The following is a 22131-nucleotide window of genomic DNA, read 5'->3' as shown; positions in this document are numbered from 1 at the left end:
TTTTTTTCTTATGTAATTCCTTCACAATCATTCTTTATTATATCCGCTTTTCCTCCTCTCATGTTAAAATTTGCCTCAAATAAAGATAGCGCATGTATTAAGCAAATCTCATCATGTTTCATAATTTCCTCCTCTGTTTTTAACATCACGGCATCCCTTATTTTTCGGTACGTATAAGTTCCCACTTTACGTAAAACACCTATATAGCATAAAAATGTCATATATTCAGTAACTGCCATTTTCCATATGTGCTGCGAAAAGTACGGAAGTATCCGCCTTTTCGTATACCTTTTTACATAACTACACACGTATTGAAGAGAAATACACTCTCCCACTGCAAGCTCCCCTATACACTTCATATATAGAAAAGCTTGCCATATAAATGGGTTTGTTTGAAAAGCAAATGCAGAAGGGAGTGGAACACCAATTTCAGAAGGAAAGCTCGCTGGGGTACATTTAAATTGATATAAGAGGCGTAATAATGACTTATAATTATAATTCCAAATCGGTAAGGCATTTTGGCGAAAGTTTTTCTTTCTCTTCTTCCACTCTTCACCCAATCTTTCTTTCCCGAAAGGAACAGGAGAAAAAAGCATTTCAAAAGTAGACGCATCAGTTGGTAAATATATAGTATGTGAGAAAAAAACATTTGTAGAAAAGGGAGTGACAAATGCACATTTCATAAATGATTTTTGTTTCGGACAGAAGAAAATAAGAAGTGGCTGAGGATAAGATTGTAAGGAGAAAGCCATAAGTGAGGAAAATTTCATCCAATATGCAGATTGCTTTTTCAATTGATTTCCACCAACGATCCAAATGACCTGTATACCAGCTTGCCAATACGAATATGTTCTTTTGTACAGCTGCTCTATAGCGAGGTTTGCACATTGGTATTCAATTGCAATTTTTCTACCCGCCCTCTCTACAAAAACATCTGGTCGTTGCTTAATTTCTGGGAGGTAGTACTCTATATCCACCTGAAAGTTTTGAAGTTTGAACCATCTATATAACAATTCTTTACCATGCATATGATACTTTGATTCCGCTTCATAAAAGGCAAGACATGAATCCACTTTTTTATGAGCAAAATGCCAACTTTTTTGTTTCCCTAATTTCATTTGCACTTCCTTTCCGCAAGCTACACAAAAGAATCGTTCTTGTTGACGCATACGGCGCAAAAGCTCTTCATTACAATTATAGAGTAAATGAATTTTTTCACCGTTTTCTCTTTTAGCGATAAATATCGTAATCACACCCTTTCAGCTCCTTATATTCTACAATTTGTTACAAATTCCTTTTAAAAAAGAGATGTCCCAATTTCGGACATCTCTTTTTATAATAAAGGTGATAATAATCGGTACGTTGATTCAACAATTCGTCTATGAAGACGTCTTTTATGAAAATGATCACCATGAATTTCACTTGATTCTTCTAAATCATCTTTAAAGTCTTGAACAAGTTTTCGAATGCTATCTGTATCATATAAAAAGGCATTTACTTCAAAATTCAAATGAAAACTTCTCATATCCATATTAGCTGTCCCAATTGAAGCTAAATCAGAATCAACGATGACAATTTTACTATGAAGAAAACCTTTTTCGTATTCATATATCTTTACTCCTGCATCTAAAAGCTCTGGGAAGTACGATCTCGATGCGTAAAAGACAGTACGCTTATCCGGTTTACTCGGCATTAATAAACGAACATCAATACCAGCAAGTGCAGCAACCTTTAATGCGGATAAAATATCATCATCCGGAATAAAATACGGCGTTGCAATCCAAATAGATTTCCGAGCAGAAGCGATCATTGCGAAATATAAATGCTTAATCGTTTCCCACTTATTATCGGGGCCACCTGCAACTAGCTGCACTCCTCCCCAATGATCACCCTCAACTGCTTTTGCTTGTAAATATTCAGGGGCTAGCACAGCCTCTCCAGTCATATAAAACCAGTCTTGAAGGAAAATAAGTTGTAAACTTTGAACCGCTTCACCACGTAAATACAAATGCGTATCTCGCCAAAAGCCAAAATATTTATTTTTCCCTAAATACTCATCACCGATATTTAATCCGCCTACAAATCCTTCGTTCCCATCAATCACAACAATTTTCCTATGATTTCGATAATTAATCTTATCGTTTAAAATCGGAAAGCGCACAGGAAAGAATGGAATCATTTCTACACCTGCATCGTTTAATTCTTCAATATACGATTTCGATAACTTAAAACTTCCAACCGCATCATATAAAAAGCGAACAACAACGCCTTCTTTCGATTTTTGTATTAAAATATCTTTAATTTCTGTTCCTAATTTATCATCACGCACAATGTAATATTCCATATGAATGTGATGTTTCGCTCGTTTTAACCCATTTAAAATAGCCCGAAACGTTTCATCTCCATTTGTTAATGTCCTCGTTTCAGTTTGAAATGAAATATTTAAAGCTCCTAATCGATCCGCTAAACGAAATAACAGTTCTTGATGCTTATGATTGCGTAAAATTCGTTCTTCGTAATCTTCATGCCCTTTATATTGTAAAAACGCCTGTTCATCAAGTAACGCCTTCTTTTGGAACATTCTTTTTCTTCGAAAATTTTGTCCGAATAATAAATAAGCAAAGAAACCAAATACCGGAAAAATTCCTAAAACAATTAACCATGTAAGTGTTTTAGATGGATGTCGATTTTCTAAGAAAATAACGCAACCAATTAAAAACGCAGATACTGTAAATAAAATACTAATAATACCTAAAATCGAAACATCTTTTATCCCAATCACATCTGAATAAAATGCTACATCAATAAACATACGTAACGAAACAAATAATGCGAACAATAGCAGTATAAAGAAAATCAGCTTTAACGTATTTTTCATCTCTTACCTCCTAACTAAGAAAGCTTTCCTATTCTTCATATAAAAAGCCGATTTCATACTACAGAAATCGGCCTACGTTTTAGCAGGAAAATTATTGCGAATCGTTTCAAGCGCATGCTCTTTCACAATTTGTTTTCCATACTCACTTACACGATGAATTGTTAAAGTTGATTCTTCTCCATATTCTAAAATAATACTTAAAATACGATCGATTTCTTCTTCATCATGTAGCACTTCATCGAATTCCACATATACATAATAGCGGTCCTCAAATGAATACAGCTCATCTTTTATATCTTCAAAGATAAGACGATGACTTAATGAAATGACATCTTCAAAATCATTAAATTTAATTAAAAAGCCAAACGTACCATCTTCATTAAAGTTTGTTCCTGTTTGTTCTTCTACCTCTTCGACTAATTCTTGTTGGAATAATGATTCGATGCCTTCATCTAGAGGAATATCTATAATTTTGTCTACCCCTATCGGTAGTTCCAGCTTTTGTCCGTCCTTTGAAAGCTCTGCTTTCGTGACAAGTACTTCAATCCCTTTATCGACTGCTTGCACTTGAATCCATAACGGTCCATCAATAAAGAAATCGTCATGATCACGAGCTTCGTCCATCATCTCCCAAAAGAGCTCTTCACTTCGTTCGCGATCATACCAAATTTCTTCACGATTAAATCCTCTATCCTCTATATCAATGTACGTAATAAAAAATTTCATCGTATGATCATTAATTCTTTCAATATCCAAAATACAACTCTCCCTTCCTGCTTAGAATTGTTATGAAGGGATTCCCCACTCATATGACAAATCAATAGATTCTTGTACTCTCATTTTATGATAAGATTCTCCAGAATGGAAATAAAATCGATTTATTTTACAAAAATAGTTATATGCCTATCTTTACTCGATAAACTACATAAATATATTATTATAGCGATTTCTTACTTACAAAAAATTTGGACATACATTTCCACATTCCCCCGTACACTGTAATAAAGTGAAACTTCTATTAGAAGAGATTATTTAACAACAACTTTCTTCATCACATACATATAGTTCGCTTATTAAAACATCATAAATGGAGGCAGACGAATGGACTTAGAGTTTTTAACATCCGTACTAATGATTGTCGGTATCGATGTTGTATTAGGTGGTGACAATGCAATCGTCATCGCACTAGCTAGCCGAAATTTACCTGAATCGAAACGAAATAAGGCTATTTTGATCGGTACTCTTTTAGCGATTGTACTAAGAATCATCCTTACTATACTAGCTGTCTATTTACTCGACATTCCATTTCTACAATTGATTGGCGGGGTTTTACTTACATTAATTGCAGTCAATTTATTAACCGATAATAGCAACGATCTTTCTTCTATTCAAGGAAAAACAACTTTATTTCAAGCTGTGCGGACAATTGTTTTCGCGGATCTCGTTATGGGGTTTGATAATGTTATTGCCATTGCAGGTGCAGCTCACGGGAGATTTTTACTCGTCATAATCGGCTTACTCATTTCTATCCCGATTATTATTTGGGGCAGCAAACTTATTTTAATACTTATGGAACGATTTCCATTCCTCATTTATTGCGGTGCAGCGATTCTTGCCTATACTGCAGGAAAAATGGTTACACATGAAGACAGACTTGCAACCTTTTTTCATAACAATCCAAGTTTCACTACAAGCATTCCTTATTTGTTCATTTTCACTATTTTATGCATCGGCTTTATCGTACAACAAGTTCGATTACGCAATGTGAAACATTAAAAAAAACCTTCTACTATATAATAGGTAGAAGGTTTTCATATTATTATAATTAATTTACAAGACGTTGTGCTTCACGTAATTGGAACGTTCTTACTGTACGTGGTAAGAAACGACGAATTTCGTCTTCGTTGTAACCAACTTGAAGGCGTTTCTCGTCAATCATAATTGGACGACGTAAAATCCCTGGATAGTCACGAATCATCTTATATAAATCTTGAAGTGGTAAAGACTCTAAGTTTACATTCAATTCTTGGAAAACTTTCGAACGAGTAGAAATAATCTCATCCGTTCCGCTTTCTGTCATACGTAAAATCTCTTTAATTTCCTCAATCGTTAATGGATCTGAGAAAATATTACGTTCTGTATAGGGAATATGATTTTCCTCTAGCCATAATTTCGCCTTTCTACAAGACGTACAGCTTGGAGAACTATATAATGTTACCATACAAAGCTCACTCTCCTTAAAGAGTACAAATTCTGTACTAAATACAGTTTTAATTTCTAACTTCAGCAATTTTTCGCGATAACTTGTCTTATTGAAAAGTACAAAAATCGCATTTCATGTAAGCAACAACTTATAATAAACAACAATTACTTTTAATAAGTAACTTCTATAATCATTATACAATAGATTTTGCAAGAAATATACAGTAAATTTCCTGCTAGTTGAGAAAACTCTTCCGTGTATTTCACTGCTATGTAACATGATTACGCTCACTTCAGCTGTACTTTAACAATAACTTTCAATCCTTTTACTACTCACTTCTCATAGATTTTTCATATAATATATAGTTATTTATCTATAATCTTCCCTATGAAAAAGAGAACGTTTTCTTACTTTTTCTTGATAAATCAATTAAGAAATGTAAGACTATACAAATGAGAATGAAAAGGAACATTTGTTCTTATTTTAACAAATATCCTCCCTCCTGTCTACACGATTTCTAAAGTAAATTAAATATTTTTCTGACATTTCTTTCTTTTTCATTTTTTATCTCATACAATAAACATACAGACAGGCAAAGGAGGAGTTTTCAAATGATTGCTTTTTTTATTGATTTTATTACGGTTGCTGCCCTCATCATCGGAATAACAGCATTGATTGGTGTCATTACAAATAGCATCGGCGAAAAGCTCTTTGGTGGAAAAGAAAAAATGAAGTTTGTTAACAAAAGTTTGGATGTACAATCTGGCTGGAACCAAGTTGGCGGAAAAGGCATTTATAAGAAACGAACGTATTAAAAAAAAAAGCAGGCGATCACCTGCTTTTTTTTTATTTCTCTACTGACGCCCATTTAAAGCTTAAATCGCCGCCATATTTATGGTTATACATATTTTTAATTGAATCTCTTTGTAAATATGCTCTACCACGTTGATATACTGGAACGATCGCAGCATCATCAAGTAACATTTTTTCTGCTTCTAATAAGTTCTTCCAACGAGCATTTACATCGCTTCCATCTTTTTTCGCCTTCATAATGATTTCATCGTATTTTGGATTAGAGTACTTCATCTTATTTTGTGACCCATCTGTTACAAACATATCAAGATATGTAATTGGATCTGGGAAGTCCGCACTCCATCCAGAGAATGACATGACATAATCGCCCGCATCTTCTAATTTTAGTTTTTGTGCGAATGGTTGTTGTTTAATTTTTACTGTTAAACCTGGTAAATTCTTTTCTAATTCACCTTTTAAATATTCACCAGTTTTCTTTGATAACTCTACATCTTCATTTAATAATTCTAATTCGATTTCATTTTTACCAAGTTCTTTTTTACCAGCTTCCCAATATTTCTTCGCTTCTTTCACGTTTGGTTTTACAATATCCCCGTTTACAGCACGGAAATCTTTTTTATCTGGTCCTTTAATGAAGTTATCAGGAATTAATCCTGTTGCTGGCTTAGAACCGTTATTTAATAATGTATCCACGAATGGCTTACGGTCAAAAGCAAGTGAAATTGCTTTACGAATATTTTTATTTGCTAAAGCTGGATCTTTTTGATTTAAACGAAGGAAGAATACAGATGTATCTTCTACTGTTTGGAAATCTGGTTTTCCTTTATATTTATCAATAAACTCCGCTAATAACGACGCTCGATCAATTGCATTTGTTTCATATAAGTTAATTGGCGTAGATGTATCTTTTACAATATTAAAGTTTACTTCTTCAATCTTCACTTCTTTATTGTCCCAATATGACGCGCTCTTTGTCATTTTAAAGCTACGTTCATGTTGCCAATCACTTAATGTAAATGGTCCGTTATAAAGCGTTGTATTCGCTTCCAAACCAAACTTCGTACCTTGCTCTTTCACAAACTTTTCATTCACAGGATAGAAGATTGGATATACCATTAAATCTACAAGGTATGGAATTGAATTATCTAATTCCACTTCTAATGTATAATCATCAATCGCCTTTACCCCTAATTGATCCGGACTCATCTCTTTTTTATTAATTTTCTCTGCATTTTTTATATCATACATAATGTACGCTGATTTCGCAGCTGTATCTGGGTTAATCGCTCTTTGCCATGCGTATACGAAATCTTTTGCCGTCACAGGATCACCATTTGACCATTTTGCGTCTTCACGTAATTTAAATGTATATTTTTTACCATCTTCTGATTTTTGGAATTCCTTCGCTACACCAGGAACTAGCTTATCATCTTTTCCTAAACTGTATAAGCCTTCCATCGTATTACCCATTACTCTTGAAGAAACTGCATCAGCTGATAACGCTGGATCCATCGTTGGAATTTCTTGCGTTTCAATTAAGTTAATAACTTGCTTCGCACCGCTTTTCCCGCTATCCCCTTTTGCGTTCGCTTGCGGTTCATCTTTTTGGTAGCTACATGCCCCTAACATCATGCTCATTGCTACTGTTGATACTACAAAAACTGGCATCTTTTTTTTCATACTTCCACCCTCCATAAAAATGTTAGCCCTTTCATTTTCAAACAGAAAGAAATATATATATGTTCTAATAATTCATATTATACACACAAATATATTTTTTGTATATTTATATTTCTATTTCATTAAAATTTCCTGTTAAAAAATAAATCTTTGTAAACGTTTCATATTGCTGATTATTCTTACTAAAGTGTTAAAAACAATATTTTTTATACTTTTCTAAATTATCAGAGAAAAATGAATTTTATATCTCATAATACTTTATGTATAATTATCCTTTTGTTTTTATCATAAAATAGCACTCTCTTCATAATAAAAATATGTAGGCTAAAATGAGTGCAAAGGTTAAGAAAGTATGTTACGATACATTTTGCTAAAAATAGATATCGGTAAAGAGGGGACGGACATGGCAGCAATTCAGGCAAAAAACGGGCCTACTGAGAAATTAAGTTTATTCTTATTAACATGGCCTATTTTTCTAGAAGTTTTTCTTTTTATGTTAATGGGGATCGCTGATACTTTCATGTTAAGTGCATTATCAGACGATGCTGTATCTGGGGTTGGTGCAGCGAATCAATACCTCCATATCGCTATTTTGGTACTAGAAGTCATCGGAAACGGCGCAGCTATCGTCGTATCTCAATACCTCGGTTCCAAACGCTTTATGGAAGCATCTAAAATATCAGCATTAGCCGTCACATTAAATTTAATAGTTGGGCTCGTTATAAGCGCTGGTTTTCTTTTATTTTCGAAACATATGATGCTCGCAATGAACTTACAAGGCGATGTACTAACGTATGCGCAAAACTACTTATCTATCGTCGGAGGAGCCATCTTCCTACAAGCTATTATTAACTCATTAGCCGCAATTATCCGTGTACACGGTTTCACAAAGCAAGCGATGTTTATTTCACTCGGAATGAATATGATTCATATCGCTGGAAACTATGTACTCATTTTCGGGAAATTTGGTTTCCCTGAGCTCGGTGTACAAGGGGCTGCCATTTCTTCTGCTGTCAGCCGACTTATAGCGCTTATTGTTTTCTTCTGGTTACTATACCGCGTTATGGAATATCGTGTAAAATTACAATATTATTTCACCTTATCAAAAGAATATATCGGGAAAATTTTAAAAATCGGGATTCCATCTGCTTTTGAGCAAGTTATGTATCAAGCTTGTCAAATTGTCTTCTTATACTATGCAACATATTTAGGAACGGAATCGTTAGCGGCTAGACAATACGCTACGAACATTTCTATGTTCACTTATTTATTCGCTATTGCAATTGGTATGGGAACAGCCATTATTATTGGCCGCCTCGTTGGTGGTGGCGAAAAAGATGAAGCATACGAACGCTTGTGGAAAAGTGTAAAATGGGCGATTGGTGTAACTTTATGTATGGTCGCTCTCGTTATTACATTCCGTACACAATTAATGGGACTGTTTACAGATAATCCGTACATTATCGGGTTAGGCGCAAGTGTTCTTTTACTAAGTGTACTACTTGAAACGGGACGTACGATGAATATCGTCATCATTAATTCGCTTCGTTCAGCTGGTGATGCAAAATATCCTGTTTTAATCGGTGCATTCTCTATGGTGTTAATGAGTTTACCACTAGGTTACTTTTTCGCCTTTCATTTAGATATGGGGCTCGTTGGTATTTGGCTAGCAATCGCCATCGACGAATGGACACGTGCCATTATTATGTTCTTCCGCTGGAAAAGTAGAGCATGGGAGCGTTATGCACTTGTTAAACCTGAAGAACAAGAGGAGAATGTTTCTGTTCAAGTTCAGTAATTTTGCATATGGATATCACTAATGATACATGAGATTTATATCGGCGATTCTTTAAATATATCGACTGACCGACAAATGTATACAATTCTTTTATATAGTAGAAAAAGAGCCATCCTTCCATAACAGAAGAATGGCTCTTTTTCTTATTGATAAATCTCTTTATATTTCTTGTACTCCGCTTCCGAACATAGTACGAAATGTCCCGGGCGAATTTCACGCATTGTTGGTGCTTCACTACCATAATTATGCTGTGATGGATCATATACGATACGTTTACGATTGCGCTCATAATCTGGATCTGGAAGTGGAATCGCTGATAATAGTGATTTCGTATATGGATGAATTGGATTCGCATATAATTCATCACTTGTTGTTAACTCAACGATTTGGCCACGGTACATTACACCAATACGATCACTAATGTATTTTACCATTGATAAATCATGGGCGATGAATAAGTATGTTAAACCTTTTTCTTTTTGTAACTTTTTCAGTAAGTTTACAACTTGCGCCTGAATCGATACGTCAAGTGCTGAGATCGGCTCATCGGCAATGATAAATTCTGGGTCTACAGCAAGCGCTCGAGCGATACCGATACGCTGACGTTGTCCACCTGAGAATTCGTGTGGGAAACGGTTTGCGTGCTCTTTATTTAAACCAACTGTGTTTAATAGTTCATGAACACGGTCCATGCGCTCTTTTTTACTTTTCGCTAATCCGTGAATATCAATACCTTCTGCGATAATATCCCCTACTGTCATACGAGGATTTAATGATGCGTATGGATCTTGGAAAATCATTTGCATTTTACGGTTGAATTTCTTCAGTTCTGCGCGTGATTTCTTACCATGTACGTTTTCACCATCGAACAATACTTCACCAGCAGTTGCATCATATAAACGAATAATCGTTCTTCCAGTTGTCGATTTACCACAACCTGATTCTCCTACAAGACCAAATGTTTCTCCGCGGTAAATATCAAATGAAATATCATTAACCGCTTTGACAACACCACCACTCACGTCGAAGTGCTGCTTTACATTTTTTACTTCAATTAATTTCTCACGTTGTTTAGTCATGTTGTTCACCTGCTTTCATTTGAAGAATGCGTTTTTCAACGACTGCTGGCGGTTTTACTTCTGGAGCTTGCTCGTGAAGTAACCAAGTTGCCGCATAGTGCGTATCACTTACTTTAAATAAAGGTGGGTCCATTTCAAAATCAATTTTCAGTGCCTGTGGGTTACGTGGTGCAAAAGCATCTCCCTTTGGCGGCTTCAATAAATCTGGAGGCGTTCCAGGGATTGCATATAACTCTTCTTCTGAACCATCTAAACTTGGCATAGATGCGATTAAACCCCAAGTATATGGATGTTTCGGATTGTAGAAAATTTCATCTACAGTTCCAATTTCAACAACTTTACCAGCGTACATAACTGCCACTCGGTCCGCAACGTTTGCTACTACACCTAAGTCATGCGTAATGAAAATGATTGCTGCTTCTGTTTTTTGCTGAATGTCTTTCATAAGTTCTAAAATTTGCGCCTGAATCGTAACGTCTAGCGCTGTTGTCGGCTCATCGGCAATTAATAATTTCGGGTTACAAGCTAACGCCATCGCAATAACTACACGCTGTCTCATACCACCTGAGAATTGGTGAGGATATTGTTTTAAACGAGCTTCTGGATTTGGAATACCTACAAGGTCAATTAATTCTAAAGCAACTTTACGTGCATCTGCTTTACTCATCCCTTGGTGTTTAATTAGACCTTCCATAATTTGATTTCCAATTGTCATCGTTGGGTTTAATGATGTCATTGGATCTTGGAAAATCATCGCGATATCTTTACCGCGTACTTGCTGCATTTCTTTTTCTGTTAATTTCGTTAAGTCACGACCTTCAAATACGATTTCACCATTTTTAATGCGTCCAGGAGGATTCGGAATTAATCCCATTAACGCTTTAGAAGTAACTGATTTCCCTGAACCAGATTCTCCTACAATCGCCAATGTTTCTCCTTTTTTCAAATCAAAAGTAACGCCGCGTACAGCTTGTACTTCACCTGCATGTGTATCAAAGGAGACTTGTAAATCTTTTACCTCTAACAATGTTTTCATCTTTGCCTCTCCCCTCTTTTACTTACGCATTTTTGGATCTAACGCGTCGCGTAATCCGTCTGCCATTAAGTTAAACGCTAAAATTAATATACTGATGACAACCGCAGGGATGAACATCATATGCGGATACGTTTGAATAGATTTATAACCATCATTTACAAGAGAACCTAGTGACGCAAATGGCGGCTGAATTCCTAAACCGATGAAACTTAAGAACGCTTCACCAAACACCGCTGATGGAATTGTAAACATTGTCATTACGATAATAGGTCCCATTACGTTTGGAATTAAATGTTTCACAATTAATTGTGTATTTGTTGCACCTAATGTACGAGATGCTAATACATATTCTTGGTTTTTTAACTTTAAGATTTGTCCACGAACAATACGCGACATCCCTATCCAACCTGTAATCGCCATCGCGAGTGTAATTGACCAAATACCAGATCCCATAATGATTACCATTAAAATAACGATGATTAAGTATGGAATACCGTTAATAATCTCCATAATACGTTGCATAATGTTATCTACTCTACCGCCGTAGAATGCTGAAATACCTCCGTATGCAACCCCAATTACTAAGTCAATTGCTGCTGCTAAAAGAGCGATATATAATGATACGCGTGTACCTTCCCATGTTCTTGTCCATAAGTCACGGCCAAGATCATCTGTACCAAACCAGAAGTACTCTTTAATATCACGTTTTTCATATTGGTCAACACCATATTGATCTGTACCGTCAAATGGTAACCAATGAACATTTTCAATAACTGGAATTTTTGGTGGTAATTTCGCTCGACCTAAATCTTGCTCTTTATACGAGTGTTTACTTACCATCGGTCCAAAAATCGCTAATAGTGCAATGATAACTAATAATACAAGGCCAAGCATCGCACCTTTATGTTGGAATAAACGTCTTCTTACATCTTGCCAAAACGTTAGGCTTGGACGGGCAATGACTTCATTATCAACATTATTTTGATTGGCTTGTTGAAATAAATCTGGAGATAATTTTTGTACATCTTTCATCATTTTTTCCCTCCCGCTAAACGAATACGAGGATCAATAATTCCGTATAAAATATCGACAATGAAAATAACTAAAATGAAGATTGCACTATAGAAAATCGTAGTTCCCATAATAACTGTATAGTCATTTAAAGTAATCGATTTAACGAATTGTTCCCCAAGTCCTGGTACAGCATAAATTTGCTCGATAACAAGTGTTCCTGTAATTAATGCCGCAACCATTGGTCCTAAAATTGTTACAACTGGAATTAACGCATTACGAAGTGCATGTTTGACAATAATAACGCCTTGGCTAATTCCTTTCGCTTTCGCTGTTAAAATGTAATCGGCTTGCATAACTTCAATTAATTCTGCACGAGAGAAACGTGCGATTGTTGCGATAACTCCCATCGATAATGCAATTGTAGGCATTACAGTAAACTCTGGTCCTTTCCAGAATGCTACTGGGAACCAGCCAAGTTTTACCCCTACGAAATATTGCAGTAATGCGGCGAATACGAATGATGGTACCGACATTCCGAGTACCGAAATAACTGTTGCACTATAATCTACCCACGTATTATTACGAAGTGCGGCAACAATACCTAAAATTAAACCGATAAATGTTCCTAATATAATCGCTTGTAAACCTAATTGGGCTGATGGTCCAATACGATCCACAATCATGTCTGTTACTGGGCGGTTATCATATTGGAATGATACCCCTAAATCACCTTTTGCTAGGTTACCTAAGTAACGTGCGTATTGAACTGGTACCGGATCATTCAATCCGTATTTTTCAAGAATGATTTCTTTTTGTGCCGGTGATAGCTTCTCCTGGTTTTTAAGCGGAGAACCCGGAAGTAATTTCATCAAAAAGAAAGTCAGTGTAGTAATTAAAAATAATGTCAAAGCCATGTACACGAAACGTTTTAATACATAACGTCCCATATCAAGCACCTCCCCGTTTTTCTCAAAAGCAATAAGATAGTTTAAAATATTCTTACTTTTATTTTTTTAAAATAAGAGCATATGCCCATCATAGGCATATACCCTTGTAAACGATGGAAAAAAAGATTATTTTTGTTCAACAGATGCCCATTTGTAAGTTAATTTACCACCATAGTTAATTGGGATAATATCTTTTACGGCACCTTTTACTACATACGCTGAACCTTTTTGGAAGATTGGAGTGATAACTGCATCCTCTTTAATTAACATCTTCTCTACTTCTAGAAGGTTGTCCCAGCGAGCTTGTAAATCTTTTGTATCTGTTTTAGCTTTTAGGATTAACTCATCATATTTCTGATTAGAATACCCTGTTTTATTTTGAGAACCATTCGTAACAAACATATCTAAATATGAGATTGGATCTGGGAAATCTGGTCCCCAAATACCAAACGCAATATCATATTGCTGAGAATCTTCTAATTTATTTTTTTGTGCGAATGGTTGCTGTTTAATTTTAATTGATAAACCTGGTAAGTTCTTTTCCATCTCACCTTTTAAGAATTCCCCAACTTTTTTAGCATCTTCATTATCAAAGTTTAAGAATTCTAGTTCGATTTTATCAGTTCCAAGCTCTTTCTTCGCTGTTTCCCAAAGCTTTTTCGCTTCTTTTGGATTTGTTTCAACTAGCTTTCCATTTTCAGCTCGGAAATCTTTTTTATTCGGACCTTCAGCGAAATCTTTTCCAACAAATCCGTAAGCTCCAATTGCACCGTTATTTAAAATAACTTTTGCAATGTTATCACGGTCAAAGGACATTGAAATTGCTTTTCTTAAGTTTTTATTACTTAAGTACTGATTACTTTGATTAAATCTTAAGTAAGCAACCCCTGCTTCTTTTCTTGTTTGGAACTCTGGGCTTTTTCTAAACTTATCAACAAATTCAGACGTTAAAGCCGCTCGATCAATCGCGTTTGTCTCATATAAATTTACATCAGTTGCTGTATTTTTTACAATATTAAAGTTGATTTCTTCGATTTTAACCGTTTTATTATCCCAATATGAAGGATTCTTCTTGAATTGGAAACTTTGTTCATGTTTCCAATCACTCATAACGAATGGACCGTTATATAATGTTGTATTTGCCTCTAAACCAAATTTATCCCCTTGTGCTTTTACAAAGTTTTCATTTAGTGGGTAAAATACTGGATAAACTGTTAAATCGATAAAGTAAGGAACGGGATTGTCTAATTCTACTTCTAATGTATAATCATCAATCGCTTTTACACCTAATTGGTCAGCAGGTAATTCTTTTTTATGAATTTTCTCTGCATTTTTAATATCGAACATAATGTACGAATACGTTGCTTTTGTATCTGGATTTACTGCTCTTTTCCATGAATACACAAAATCTTTAGCTGTTACAGGTTCCCCATTCGACCATTTCGCATCTTTTCTTAATTTAAATATGTATTTCTTCCCATCATCTAGCTTTTCGACATCTTCTGCAACTCCAGGCATTCTCTTTTGATCTTTGCCAATACGATATAAACCTTCCATCGTATTATTTAATGCTGTAGAAGATGAAGAATCAGATGCCAATGATGCATCCATTGACGGAATTTCAGATAACTCTGTTAAATTAAGAATCTGTTTTCCGTTACTACTACTCGTAGCGTTCTCTTTCCCTTTTGCTTTTGCGTCATCTTTTTGGTAGCTACACGCGCTAAGCAACATACTTGCAGTTAAAGTTGATGCAAGTAATAACGGTATCTTTTTCTTCATGTTGTGTTGCCTCCCCTAATTGCACTTCCTGTACCCTCACTTGTTAAAAAGTAGAATTGAAAGAATAATCTCCAAGTTTCTACAATTTTCATTATACATATAATATAACAATTGTGAATATAGTTTTTTGTTTTTTTGTTAAAATTTTTAATAAAATATTTATATTTTTAATTTTTCGTAAAGGGATACATTAACATTGCTACCATCATCTTAAAATCAGACCTTTAATTGCGTATAATTTTCAAAAAAATTAATCCTAGTACTTATTATAGCTTTTATAGTATAATAATTCTAGTAATATTTTGACGGAGGGGAATATTTTGAATAAAGTTTTTTTTCATACTTGTATACTAATTTTTATAGCGATGATTGCTTCTAGTATTGGTGCATTCCTCATTTCATCTCAATTTTTGTTGAACTTTGTCAACATTTTGTTTTATATTGCACTGTTTTTTATTCTTATCGGCGGTTTTTTATACATATTTCAAAATGGTTTTTTCAATGTAACCATTTACGCATTCCAAAGAGTATTTGGTACGAACAAAAAGATTGACTCTTTAATTGAAGAAGTCGAGGAACCTACAGATAAGAAAGAACGTATTTATAAAACATATTCATTCAAATGGACATATCCAATTTGTATTACAGGTATCTTCCTTGGGTTGTTCTCGACCCTCATTAGCTTTACTATTTTGATGTAGTTTGCAAACACTATCCCATATGATATAATAATCAGCAAAACATTTTGTTATAAAACTTTAGTTCTTTCATATTAAAAGAGCTCAAGTAACAATAAATAAATTTATATGTATGCGATGATAAAGAAGAGTACATATTGAGGCAATTTCAGAGAGCTTGTGGTTGGTGTGAACAAGTAATTGTACAGTATGGAATGGGCTTTTGAGCACCAAACCGAACCGAAAGTAGTAGGCTTTGGCGTTATATCCAAACGTTATTATGGATTAGAGAGATTTCACAGTAGTGAAATAATTAGGGTGGTACCACGGTCCATTCGTCCCTATAGTTTTTGGGATGAATGGGCTTTTTTGTTTGCCTTCTCTTCCCCACATCACGCATTCTATTTTAGGAGGAATTACTTATGTCAGTTATCTTTTCTGGTATTCAACCAAGTGGAACGATTACACTTGGAAACTATTTAGGAGCAATGAAGCAGTTTACAGAGCTTCAAAATGAACACGACTGTTATTTCTGTATTGTAAACCAACATGCGATTACAGTACCTCAAGATCCCGTCGGGCTTCGTAAAAACATCCGCAGTCTTGCTGCACTTTATGTAGCATGCGGCATCGATCCTGAAAAAGCTACTTTATTTGTACAATCAGAAGTACCAGCACACGCTCAACTAGGATGGATCATGCAATCTGTTGCTTACGTTGGAGAATTAGAACGTATGACGCAATATAAAGATAAAGCTTCTGGTAGAGATTCAGTTCCAGCTGGATTACTTACGTATCCACCATTAATGGCTGCTGATATTTTACTTTACAACACTGAAATCGTGCCGGTTGGTGATGACCAAAAGCAACATATCGAATTAACACGTGACTTAGCAGAGCGTTTCAACAAACGTTACCGCGAAATCTTCACAATGCCTGAAATTCGCATTCCAAAAGTAGGAGCTCGCGTTATGTCATTAACAGAGCCTACGAAAAAAATGAGTAAATCTGATCCGAATCCAAAATCAATGATTAGTATGCTTGATGAGCCAAAAACAATTGAAAAGAAAATTAAGAGTGCTGTAACTGACTCTGAAGGTATTGTGAAATTTGATAAGGAAAACAAACCTGGTATCTCTAATTTATTAACAATCTACTCTTCATTCTCTGGAAAAACAGTTGAAGAAATCGAAGCAATGTACGAAGGAAAAGGATACGGCGACTTCAAAGGCGACCTAGCGCAAGTAGTCGTAGAAGCTATTCGTCCAATCCAAGACAAATATAACGAACTAATCAACTCACCAGAACTAGACGAAATCCTAGACAAAGGTGCAGAAAAAGCAAACCGCGTTGCATTCAAACAACTACGCAAAGTAGAAAACGCAATGGGACTAAGCAGAAAACGTAGGTAACATATAAAGCGGAGGCAGCTCGTTCAGCTCTGACTGGATAAGGTTCTTTCGCATAGAAGACGCTTTTTGTCTTCTTATGCGGAAGGTTCTTAGACACGAAGAGCTCGCTGCCGGAGCTGGATTTCTACAAAAAGCGGAGGCGACTGCTTAGCCCTGACGGCTAAGGTTCTTTCCCACAGAAGGTGCTTTTTACCTTCTTGTGGGGAAGGTTCTTAGACGCGAAGGGTTAGGAGCCAGAGCTGGATTACATATAAAGCGGAGGCGGCTCGTTTAGAATGTGAGGGGGATGGAGCTCCTGACGTAGAGGCGCTTTTTTCCTCGCAGGAAGGCGCGAAGCCACCGAACATTCTTGCCGCTGGAACTAGATTTCTACAAAATTAAAAAACCGCCAATTGGCGGTTTTTTAATTTACCTTTTGCTCATTTTCCATTTCCCATAACTTTTCAAAAAATGGCTGTCCTTTTACGAGACGCTCGCATAATTGTTCGTGCTTATCAGACCAGCCAGCTTTCGCTTCATCATACAGCTTAGCCCAAATATCTTCAAATTCCATATGTTGAACCATTCCATATGCTGATGGATCCCACTCTGTGAACCAATAGCGAATTTCTGCTGTGTTTTTCGTTGTATGTAATTGATCTAACGCCATAAATAATAATTGTTTTAGCTGTCTTTCTTTACGAGTCAAGCCATTCATAATGAAAGGCGATGGTGATAAAATATGATGTTCTTTTTCTGTTTCTTCTACTTGGAACTCATACTTTTCTGCTTGTACGTTTTCTACCATCTCATATACCATCTGCTCTTGACGTGGTATAAGTCTACTTTTGCGAATTGGTACATTGTAACCAATTGTGTCAATGGCAATAATGCCTTTCCCATCTGTAACAACAAAGCAATACTCTTGCTGCAAACGTTCATGATTTTTACGAATATAAGCCTTATGATGTACGTCTTCCAGCATTTTTTGCGGAAGCTCTAACAATTCGTTCTCGATGTAATGATATAATGTGGCATCTACTTTTAATAATGGCACTTGATCTAATAGCTCAATCGTATCATCTTTCCGCCATTCGTAAAAATGACAAACGTTATACCCATTCTCTTCACCTTCAAACCAATTTACCCATACATCATGTAGATATAACATTCACTACCCCTCACTTCACTACTGTTTGTACCAATCATTATGTTCATTTTTGCTTAACTTTATTCCACTTGAGGAAATATATTCTAATTATTATTTTTTCTTCTATTAATACTAAAAAAACAGGAAATAGAACTCCTGTTTTTTTATATATGAAATGTACTTGCTTTATTCAATATTTCTTTTGCATCTATAGATAATAAAGAAAGTGTATCTTCTCCTTCCAAAGTTACACAATCTTTGACAATATGAAATCCAAGCGCATAGCCAAGCATCTTCGGATAAGAGTGAAAGCCATTTAATAAGATGTCATGTTCCCTTGTTCCTCGTTTTATACTTATTCTTTCATGTACAACATTTTTCCAATAATAAACAGCCTCTTCTTTTGAAAGATACGCCGTCCACGGTGCATTGTTTTTTTCTGTATACCTTTCTGTTACTGCTTGTTCCGCTAGCCCTTCCATAATCATCGTATCAAGTAATGTATATTCTGTTTCTTTCGTCTCAATTTGATGTAACCTGCATATGTGATGATATTCATGCGCCAATAACACTTTTAATTCTTCTACCGAATTCCGCCCACATACGAATAAGAAAATAACATGACGCATAGATAATCCAGCCCTACCGTTATACTCTTCTTGTACAGTTCGATTATAGGAATCTGATAATAAAATAAAGACAGGGACATCTGGACCTTTTAACCAATTTTTCAGTTTATCATACTCCAGGCTCAATTCTTTCCAAATTTCCTTTTCCTCTAATTCTTTAATTTCCTTTTCTCCGCGCATGATCGGGCGATACATCCCTTTTGAAATTAAAAAGCGATACAACCTTTCTTTTGGCAACGGAATATACTTCGTAAATTTCTCACAAAGTTTTTCTGGCCGTCCATAATATAAATGTAGCCATTCAGCTGTTTCAACAATCCCCATCTTTATCCCTCCTTTTTCTTATGTATATGCTACAGGAGAAAAAGGCGTAAAAATAAATAAGGAGTTTTTTCGCAATCTATTGCGAAAAAACTCCTTATTTCATCGATTATTTATACGATTTAAATACTAACACTGCGTTATGACCACCGAATCCTAATGAGTTACTTAATACTGCATTTACTTCTTGGTGTCTCGCTTGATTTGGTACGTAATCTAAGTCACATTCTGGATCTGGTGTCTCATAGTTAATTGTTGGAGGAATTACTCCGTCTGTAATTGATTTAATAGAGAAAATCGCTTCAACAGCACCAGCTGCTCCTAATAAGTGACCTGTCATTGATTTCGTTGAGCTAATCGCTACTTTATACGCGTGCTCGCCGAAAGTTTCTTTAATTGCCATCGTTTCATATTTTTCATTCGCATCAGTACTTGTACCGTGCGCATTAATGTAATCAATATCTTCTGGCTGTAGGCCTGCATCAGCTAAAGCTTGACGCATTGCACGCACTCCGCCTTCCCCACCAGGAGCAGGCATTGTAATATGGAACGCATCTCCAGTTGCACCATAACCAGCAATTTCCGCGTAAATGTGAGCACCGCGTGCTAATGCGTGCTCTAATTCTTCAAGAATTAGAATACCTGAACCTTCACCCATTACGAAACCGCTACGGTTTTTATCAAATGGACGGCAAGCCGTTGCTGGGTCTTCATTAAATGTTAATGCTTTCGCTGAGCTAAATCCTGCGAATGCCATACTTGTTAGCGGTGCTTCTGCTCCGCCTGTAATCATTGCATCAGCATCACCACGCTGAATTGCTTTAAATGCATCACCAATTGAGTTTGCACCAGATGCACAAGCCGTTACAGAACAAGTGTTAATTCCTTTTGCTCCTGTTGCGATTGATACTTGACCTGCTGCCATATCTGGAATCATCATCGGCACGAAGAATGGGCTCACGCGGCGTGGGCCTTTCTCAGTAAAAATCTTAAATTGTTCTTCGTATGTTTCCATACCGCCAATACCAGATCCAATCCATACACCAATTCGAGGTCCGTTTTCTTCTGTAATTTCAAGTTTTGCATCTGCAACTGCCATTTTCGCTGCTGCCACTGCATATTGTGTAAAGCGATCCATACGGCGCGCTTCTTTTTTATCAATATATTTCTCGACTTCAAAGTCGTTAATTTCCGCTGCTACTTTTGCTGGAAATAGTTCTGGATCAATTCTTGTAAGTCGCCCGATTCCAGATACACCCTTTTTAATGTTTTCCCACGCTGTTTCAACATCTGTTCCGACCGGTGTAACAGCTCCTAGTCCTGTAATTACGACCCTCTTTTTTTCCATACAAAATACACTCCTTTTTTTCTCTCAGTCCTTATTTACCCCAACGAAGAGCAACTGCTCCCCATGTTAATCCGCCGCCAAAACCAACAAGTATAATTAAATCACCGTCTTGAATACGTCCGTTTTGCAATTCCTCTACCATTGCAATCGGAATTGAAGAAGCTGATGTATTACCGAACTTCTCAATCGTCATACTCATTTTTTCTTGTGGTAAATTTAACCTCTCTCTTGCAGATTCCATAATACGAATGTTTGCTTGATGCGGTACTAAGAAATCCACATCTTCTTTCGTAAGACCAGCTTTATCTAAAACGCGAAGACAAGAATCACCAAGTTGACGAACGGCAAATTTAAACACTTCTCTGCCATTCATCATAACATACTCGTCTTGATAAAGGTGCTTGCCACCACTTCCGTCTGCTCCTAATTCAAAAGATAGAACGCCTTTACCTTCTGAAACAGCTCCCATTACGACAGCACCGGCTCCGTCTCCAAATAGTACTGCTGTATTTCGATCGTTCCAGTCTACAATTTTAGATAGTTTATCACTACCAACTACTAATACATTTTTATACGTTCCTGTTTGAATAAATTGCTGTGCTGTAATCATTCCGTACATAAAACCAGCACATGCTGCACTTAAATCCATTGCAGCTGCATGTTTCGCTCCTATTGCTTCTTGAATTACACAAGCAACTGCTGGAAAAGCACGATCTGGTGTTACTGTTGCTACTAAAATAAGATCGATATCCTCTCCGCTAATTCCTGCATCTTCAAGTGCTTTTTTAGAAGCCTCTACGGCCATATATGAAGTATCTATTGTATCATCGGCAATGCGTCTTTCTGCAATTCCCGTTCTCGTACGAATCCATTCATCGGATGTTTCCATTATTTTCTCTAAATCGTGATTTGTGACTACTTTTTCTGGCACATATCTTCCGATCCCTAAAATGCCCACGTTCACATCGCAGCCCTCCGTTTTATATCAATTATTATGACTTGGTACTAATTTTAAAACATAAATGTATTTTTGTCTAGAATATATTTCGCATAAAACAGAAAGCTAAGCATTATTCACGTTATTTTTCATTAAAAGAAACAGAAACATACCTCTCAAATATAAAAAGACTCAAACCGCTTCTATTTACGGTTCGATCCTCTCTTTCATCTAAAAAGATGCTTTTTTATTCTTTATCTGCTTTCCTTCTAAACTAGAGAGTTCTCCTCACTACTTTTCCTTTATCCTCTTCATATCTCTGGTTTTCCACCAGGCAAGAATAAAAAAGGCCCTGACCGCTTCTATCCACGGTTCGGGCCTCTCTTCCATCTAAAAAGATGCTTTTTATTCTTCATCTGCTTTCCTTCTAAACTAGAGAGTTCTCCTC

Annotated in this window: 19 protein-coding genes and 1 other annotated feature; of the genes, 5 read left to right on the top strand and 14 right to left on the bottom strand. The window is 36.0% G+C overall.

Annotated elements, in window-relative coordinates; translation table 11 throughout:
- Window positions 1-8 precede the first annotated feature (8 nt).
- From ACTFN4_RS07000 to mecA, 3 genes are all read right to left on the bottom strand, one after another.
- The gene (locus ACTFN4_RS07000) at window positions 9-1253 is read right to left on the bottom strand and encodes a competence protein CoiA (RefSeq protein ID WP_439962171.1); all 1245 of its coding nucleotides are present in this window, start codon (window positions 1251-1253) and stop codon (window positions 9-11) included.
- A gap of 80 nt (window positions 1254-1333) precedes the next feature.
- Window positions 1334-2878, bottom strand: coding sequence for a cardiolipin synthase (locus ACTFN4_RS06995; RefSeq protein WP_000799194.1), 1545 nt, complete (start codon window positions 2876-2878; stop codon window positions 1334-1336).
- A 72-nt stretch (window positions 2879-2950) separates the two neighbouring features.
- Window positions 2951-3634, bottom strand: coding sequence for an adaptor protein MecA (gene mecA / locus ACTFN4_RS06990; protein ID WP_000350713.1), 684 nt, complete (start codon window positions 3632-3634; stop codon window positions 2951-2953).
- 345 nt (window positions 3635-3979) lie between these two features.
- On the opposite strand from mecA, the gene ACTFN4_RS06985 reads away from it, so the two are divergent.
- Window positions 3980-4654, top strand: coding sequence for a TerC family protein (locus ACTFN4_RS06985; protein ID WP_000362607.1), 675 nt, complete (start codon window positions 3980-3982; stop codon window positions 4652-4654).
- Window positions 4655-4703: 49 nt separating this feature from the next.
- On the opposite strand, the gene spx is transcribed toward ACTFN4_RS06985, so the two are convergent.
- On the bottom strand, window positions 4704-5099 hold the full coding sequence (gene spx, locus ACTFN4_RS06980; protein WP_000258267.1) for a transcriptional regulator Spx: 396 nt from the start codon (window positions 5097-5099) through the stop codon (window positions 4704-4706).
- Window positions 5100-5692: 593 nt separating this feature from the next.
- On the opposite strand from spx, the gene ACTFN4_RS06975 reads away from it, so the two are divergent.
- A complete protein-coding gene (locus ACTFN4_RS06975; RefSeq protein WP_000559971.1) occupies window positions 5693-5896 on the top strand; it encodes a hypothetical protein in 204 nt (67 codons plus the stop codon).
- Window positions 5897-5927: 31 nt separating this feature from the next.
- On the opposite strand, the gene ACTFN4_RS06970 is transcribed toward ACTFN4_RS06975, so the two are convergent.
- Entirely contained in the window at window positions 5928-7574 is a 1647-nt protein-coding gene (locus ACTFN4_RS06970; RefSeq protein WP_000728609.1) for a peptide ABC transporter substrate-binding protein, read from the bottom strand.
- 352 nt (window positions 7575-7926) lie between these two features.
- Here ACTFN4_RS06970 and ACTFN4_RS06965 point away from each other — a divergent pair, with 352 nt between their 5' ends.
- Window positions 7927-9372, top strand: a complete 1446-nt coding sequence (locus tag ACTFN4_RS06965; RefSeq protein WP_439962170.1) for an MATE family efflux transporter — start codon at window positions 7927-7929, stop codon at window positions 9370-9372.
- A gap of 143 nt (window positions 9373-9515) precedes the next feature.
- Here the strand turns inward: ACTFN4_RS06965 and ACTFN4_RS06960 are convergent, their stop codons facing one another.
- The 5 genes from ACTFN4_RS06960 to ACTFN4_RS06940 all read right to left on the bottom strand — a co-directional run bounded on the left by ACTFN4_RS06960 (window position 9516) and on the right by ACTFN4_RS06940 (window position 15230).
- Window positions 9516-10451, bottom strand: a complete 936-nt coding sequence (locus ACTFN4_RS06960; protein ID WP_000166348.1) for an ABC transporter ATP-binding protein — start codon at window positions 10449-10451, stop codon at window positions 9516-9518.
- Entirely contained in the window at window positions 10444-11487 is a 1044-nt protein-coding gene (locus ACTFN4_RS06955) for an ABC transporter ATP-binding protein (protein WP_000854346.1), read from the bottom strand. Before ACTFN4_RS06955 ends, ACTFN4_RS06960 begins: the two co-directional genes overlap by 8 nt.
- Window positions 11488-11505: 18 nt before the next feature.
- Window positions 11506-12522 (bottom strand): oligopeptide ABC transporter permease, encoded by a 1017-nt coding sequence (gene opp3C / locus ACTFN4_RS06950; protein ID WP_000974106.1) that lies wholly within the window; start codon window positions 12520-12522, stop codon window positions 11506-11508.
- Window positions 12519-13448: an oligopeptide ABC transporter permease gene (gene opp3b / locus ACTFN4_RS06945; protein WP_000534167.1), complete on the bottom strand. Its 930-nt coding sequence runs from the start codon at window positions 13446-13448 to the stop codon at window positions 12519-12521. Before opp3b ends, opp3C begins: the two co-directional genes overlap by 4 nt.
- A 126-nt stretch (window positions 13449-13574) precedes the next feature.
- Window positions 13575-15230: a peptide ABC transporter substrate-binding protein gene (locus ACTFN4_RS06940; RefSeq protein WP_000727217.1), complete on the bottom strand. Its 1656-nt coding sequence runs from the start codon at window positions 15228-15230 to the stop codon at window positions 13575-13577.
- A 320-nt stretch (window positions 15231-15550) separates the two neighbouring features.
- Here ACTFN4_RS06940 and ACTFN4_RS06935 point away from each other — a divergent pair, with 320 nt between their 5' ends.
- Both ACTFN4_RS06935 and trpS read left to right on the top strand, forming a co-directional pair.
- Window positions 15551-15931 carry a DUF3899 domain-containing protein gene (locus tag ACTFN4_RS06935; RefSeq protein ID WP_001044997.1) on the top strand — a complete coding sequence of 127 codons (381 nt, stop codon included), beginning with the start codon at window positions 15551-15553 and terminating at the stop codon, window positions 15929-15931.
- Window positions 15932-16036: 105 nt separating this feature from the next.
- Window positions 16037-16253 (top strand) — a binding site (T-box leader).
- A 76-nt stretch (window positions 16254-16329) separates the two neighbouring features.
- A complete protein-coding gene (gene trpS, locus ACTFN4_RS06930) occupies window positions 16330-17319 on the top strand; it encodes a tryptophan--tRNA ligase (RefSeq protein WP_000110982.1) in 990 nt (329 codons plus the stop codon).
- Between the two features lie 403 nt (window positions 17320-17722).
- On the opposite strand, the gene ACTFN4_RS06925 is transcribed toward trpS, so the two are convergent.
- The 4 genes from ACTFN4_RS06925 to fabH form a co-directional block, all read right to left on the bottom strand.
- A complete protein-coding gene (locus tag ACTFN4_RS06925; RefSeq protein ID WP_050252206.1) occupies window positions 17723-18469 on the bottom strand; it encodes a YjbA family protein in 747 nt (248 codons plus the stop codon).
- A gap of 143 nt (window positions 18470-18612) precedes the next feature.
- On the bottom strand, window positions 18613-19401 hold the full coding sequence (locus ACTFN4_RS06920; protein WP_000513278.1) for a DUF2268 domain-containing protein: 789 nt from the start codon (window positions 19399-19401) through the stop codon (window positions 18613-18615).
- 106 nt (window positions 19402-19507) lie between these two features.
- The gene (gene fabF, locus ACTFN4_RS06915) at window positions 19508-20746 is read right to left on the bottom strand and encodes a beta-ketoacyl-ACP synthase II (protein ID WP_000412656.1); all 1239 of its coding nucleotides are present in this window, start codon (window positions 20744-20746) and stop codon (window positions 19508-19510) included.
- A gap of 31 nt (window positions 20747-20777) precedes the next feature.
- A complete protein-coding gene (gene fabH / locus ACTFN4_RS06910) occupies window positions 20778-21710 on the bottom strand; it encodes a beta-ketoacyl-ACP synthase III (protein ID WP_001100547.1) in 933 nt (310 codons plus the stop codon).
- Window positions 21711-22131 lie beyond the last annotated feature (421 nt).

It is taken from the genome of Bacillus cereus group sp. MYBK95-2 (genome assembly GCF_051915225.1).
Taxonomy (GTDB): Bacteria; Bacillota; Bacilli; order Bacillales; family Bacillaceae_G; genus Bacillus_A; species Bacillus_A cereus.
This window is presented reverse-complemented; position numbering and strand designations above follow the sequence as displayed.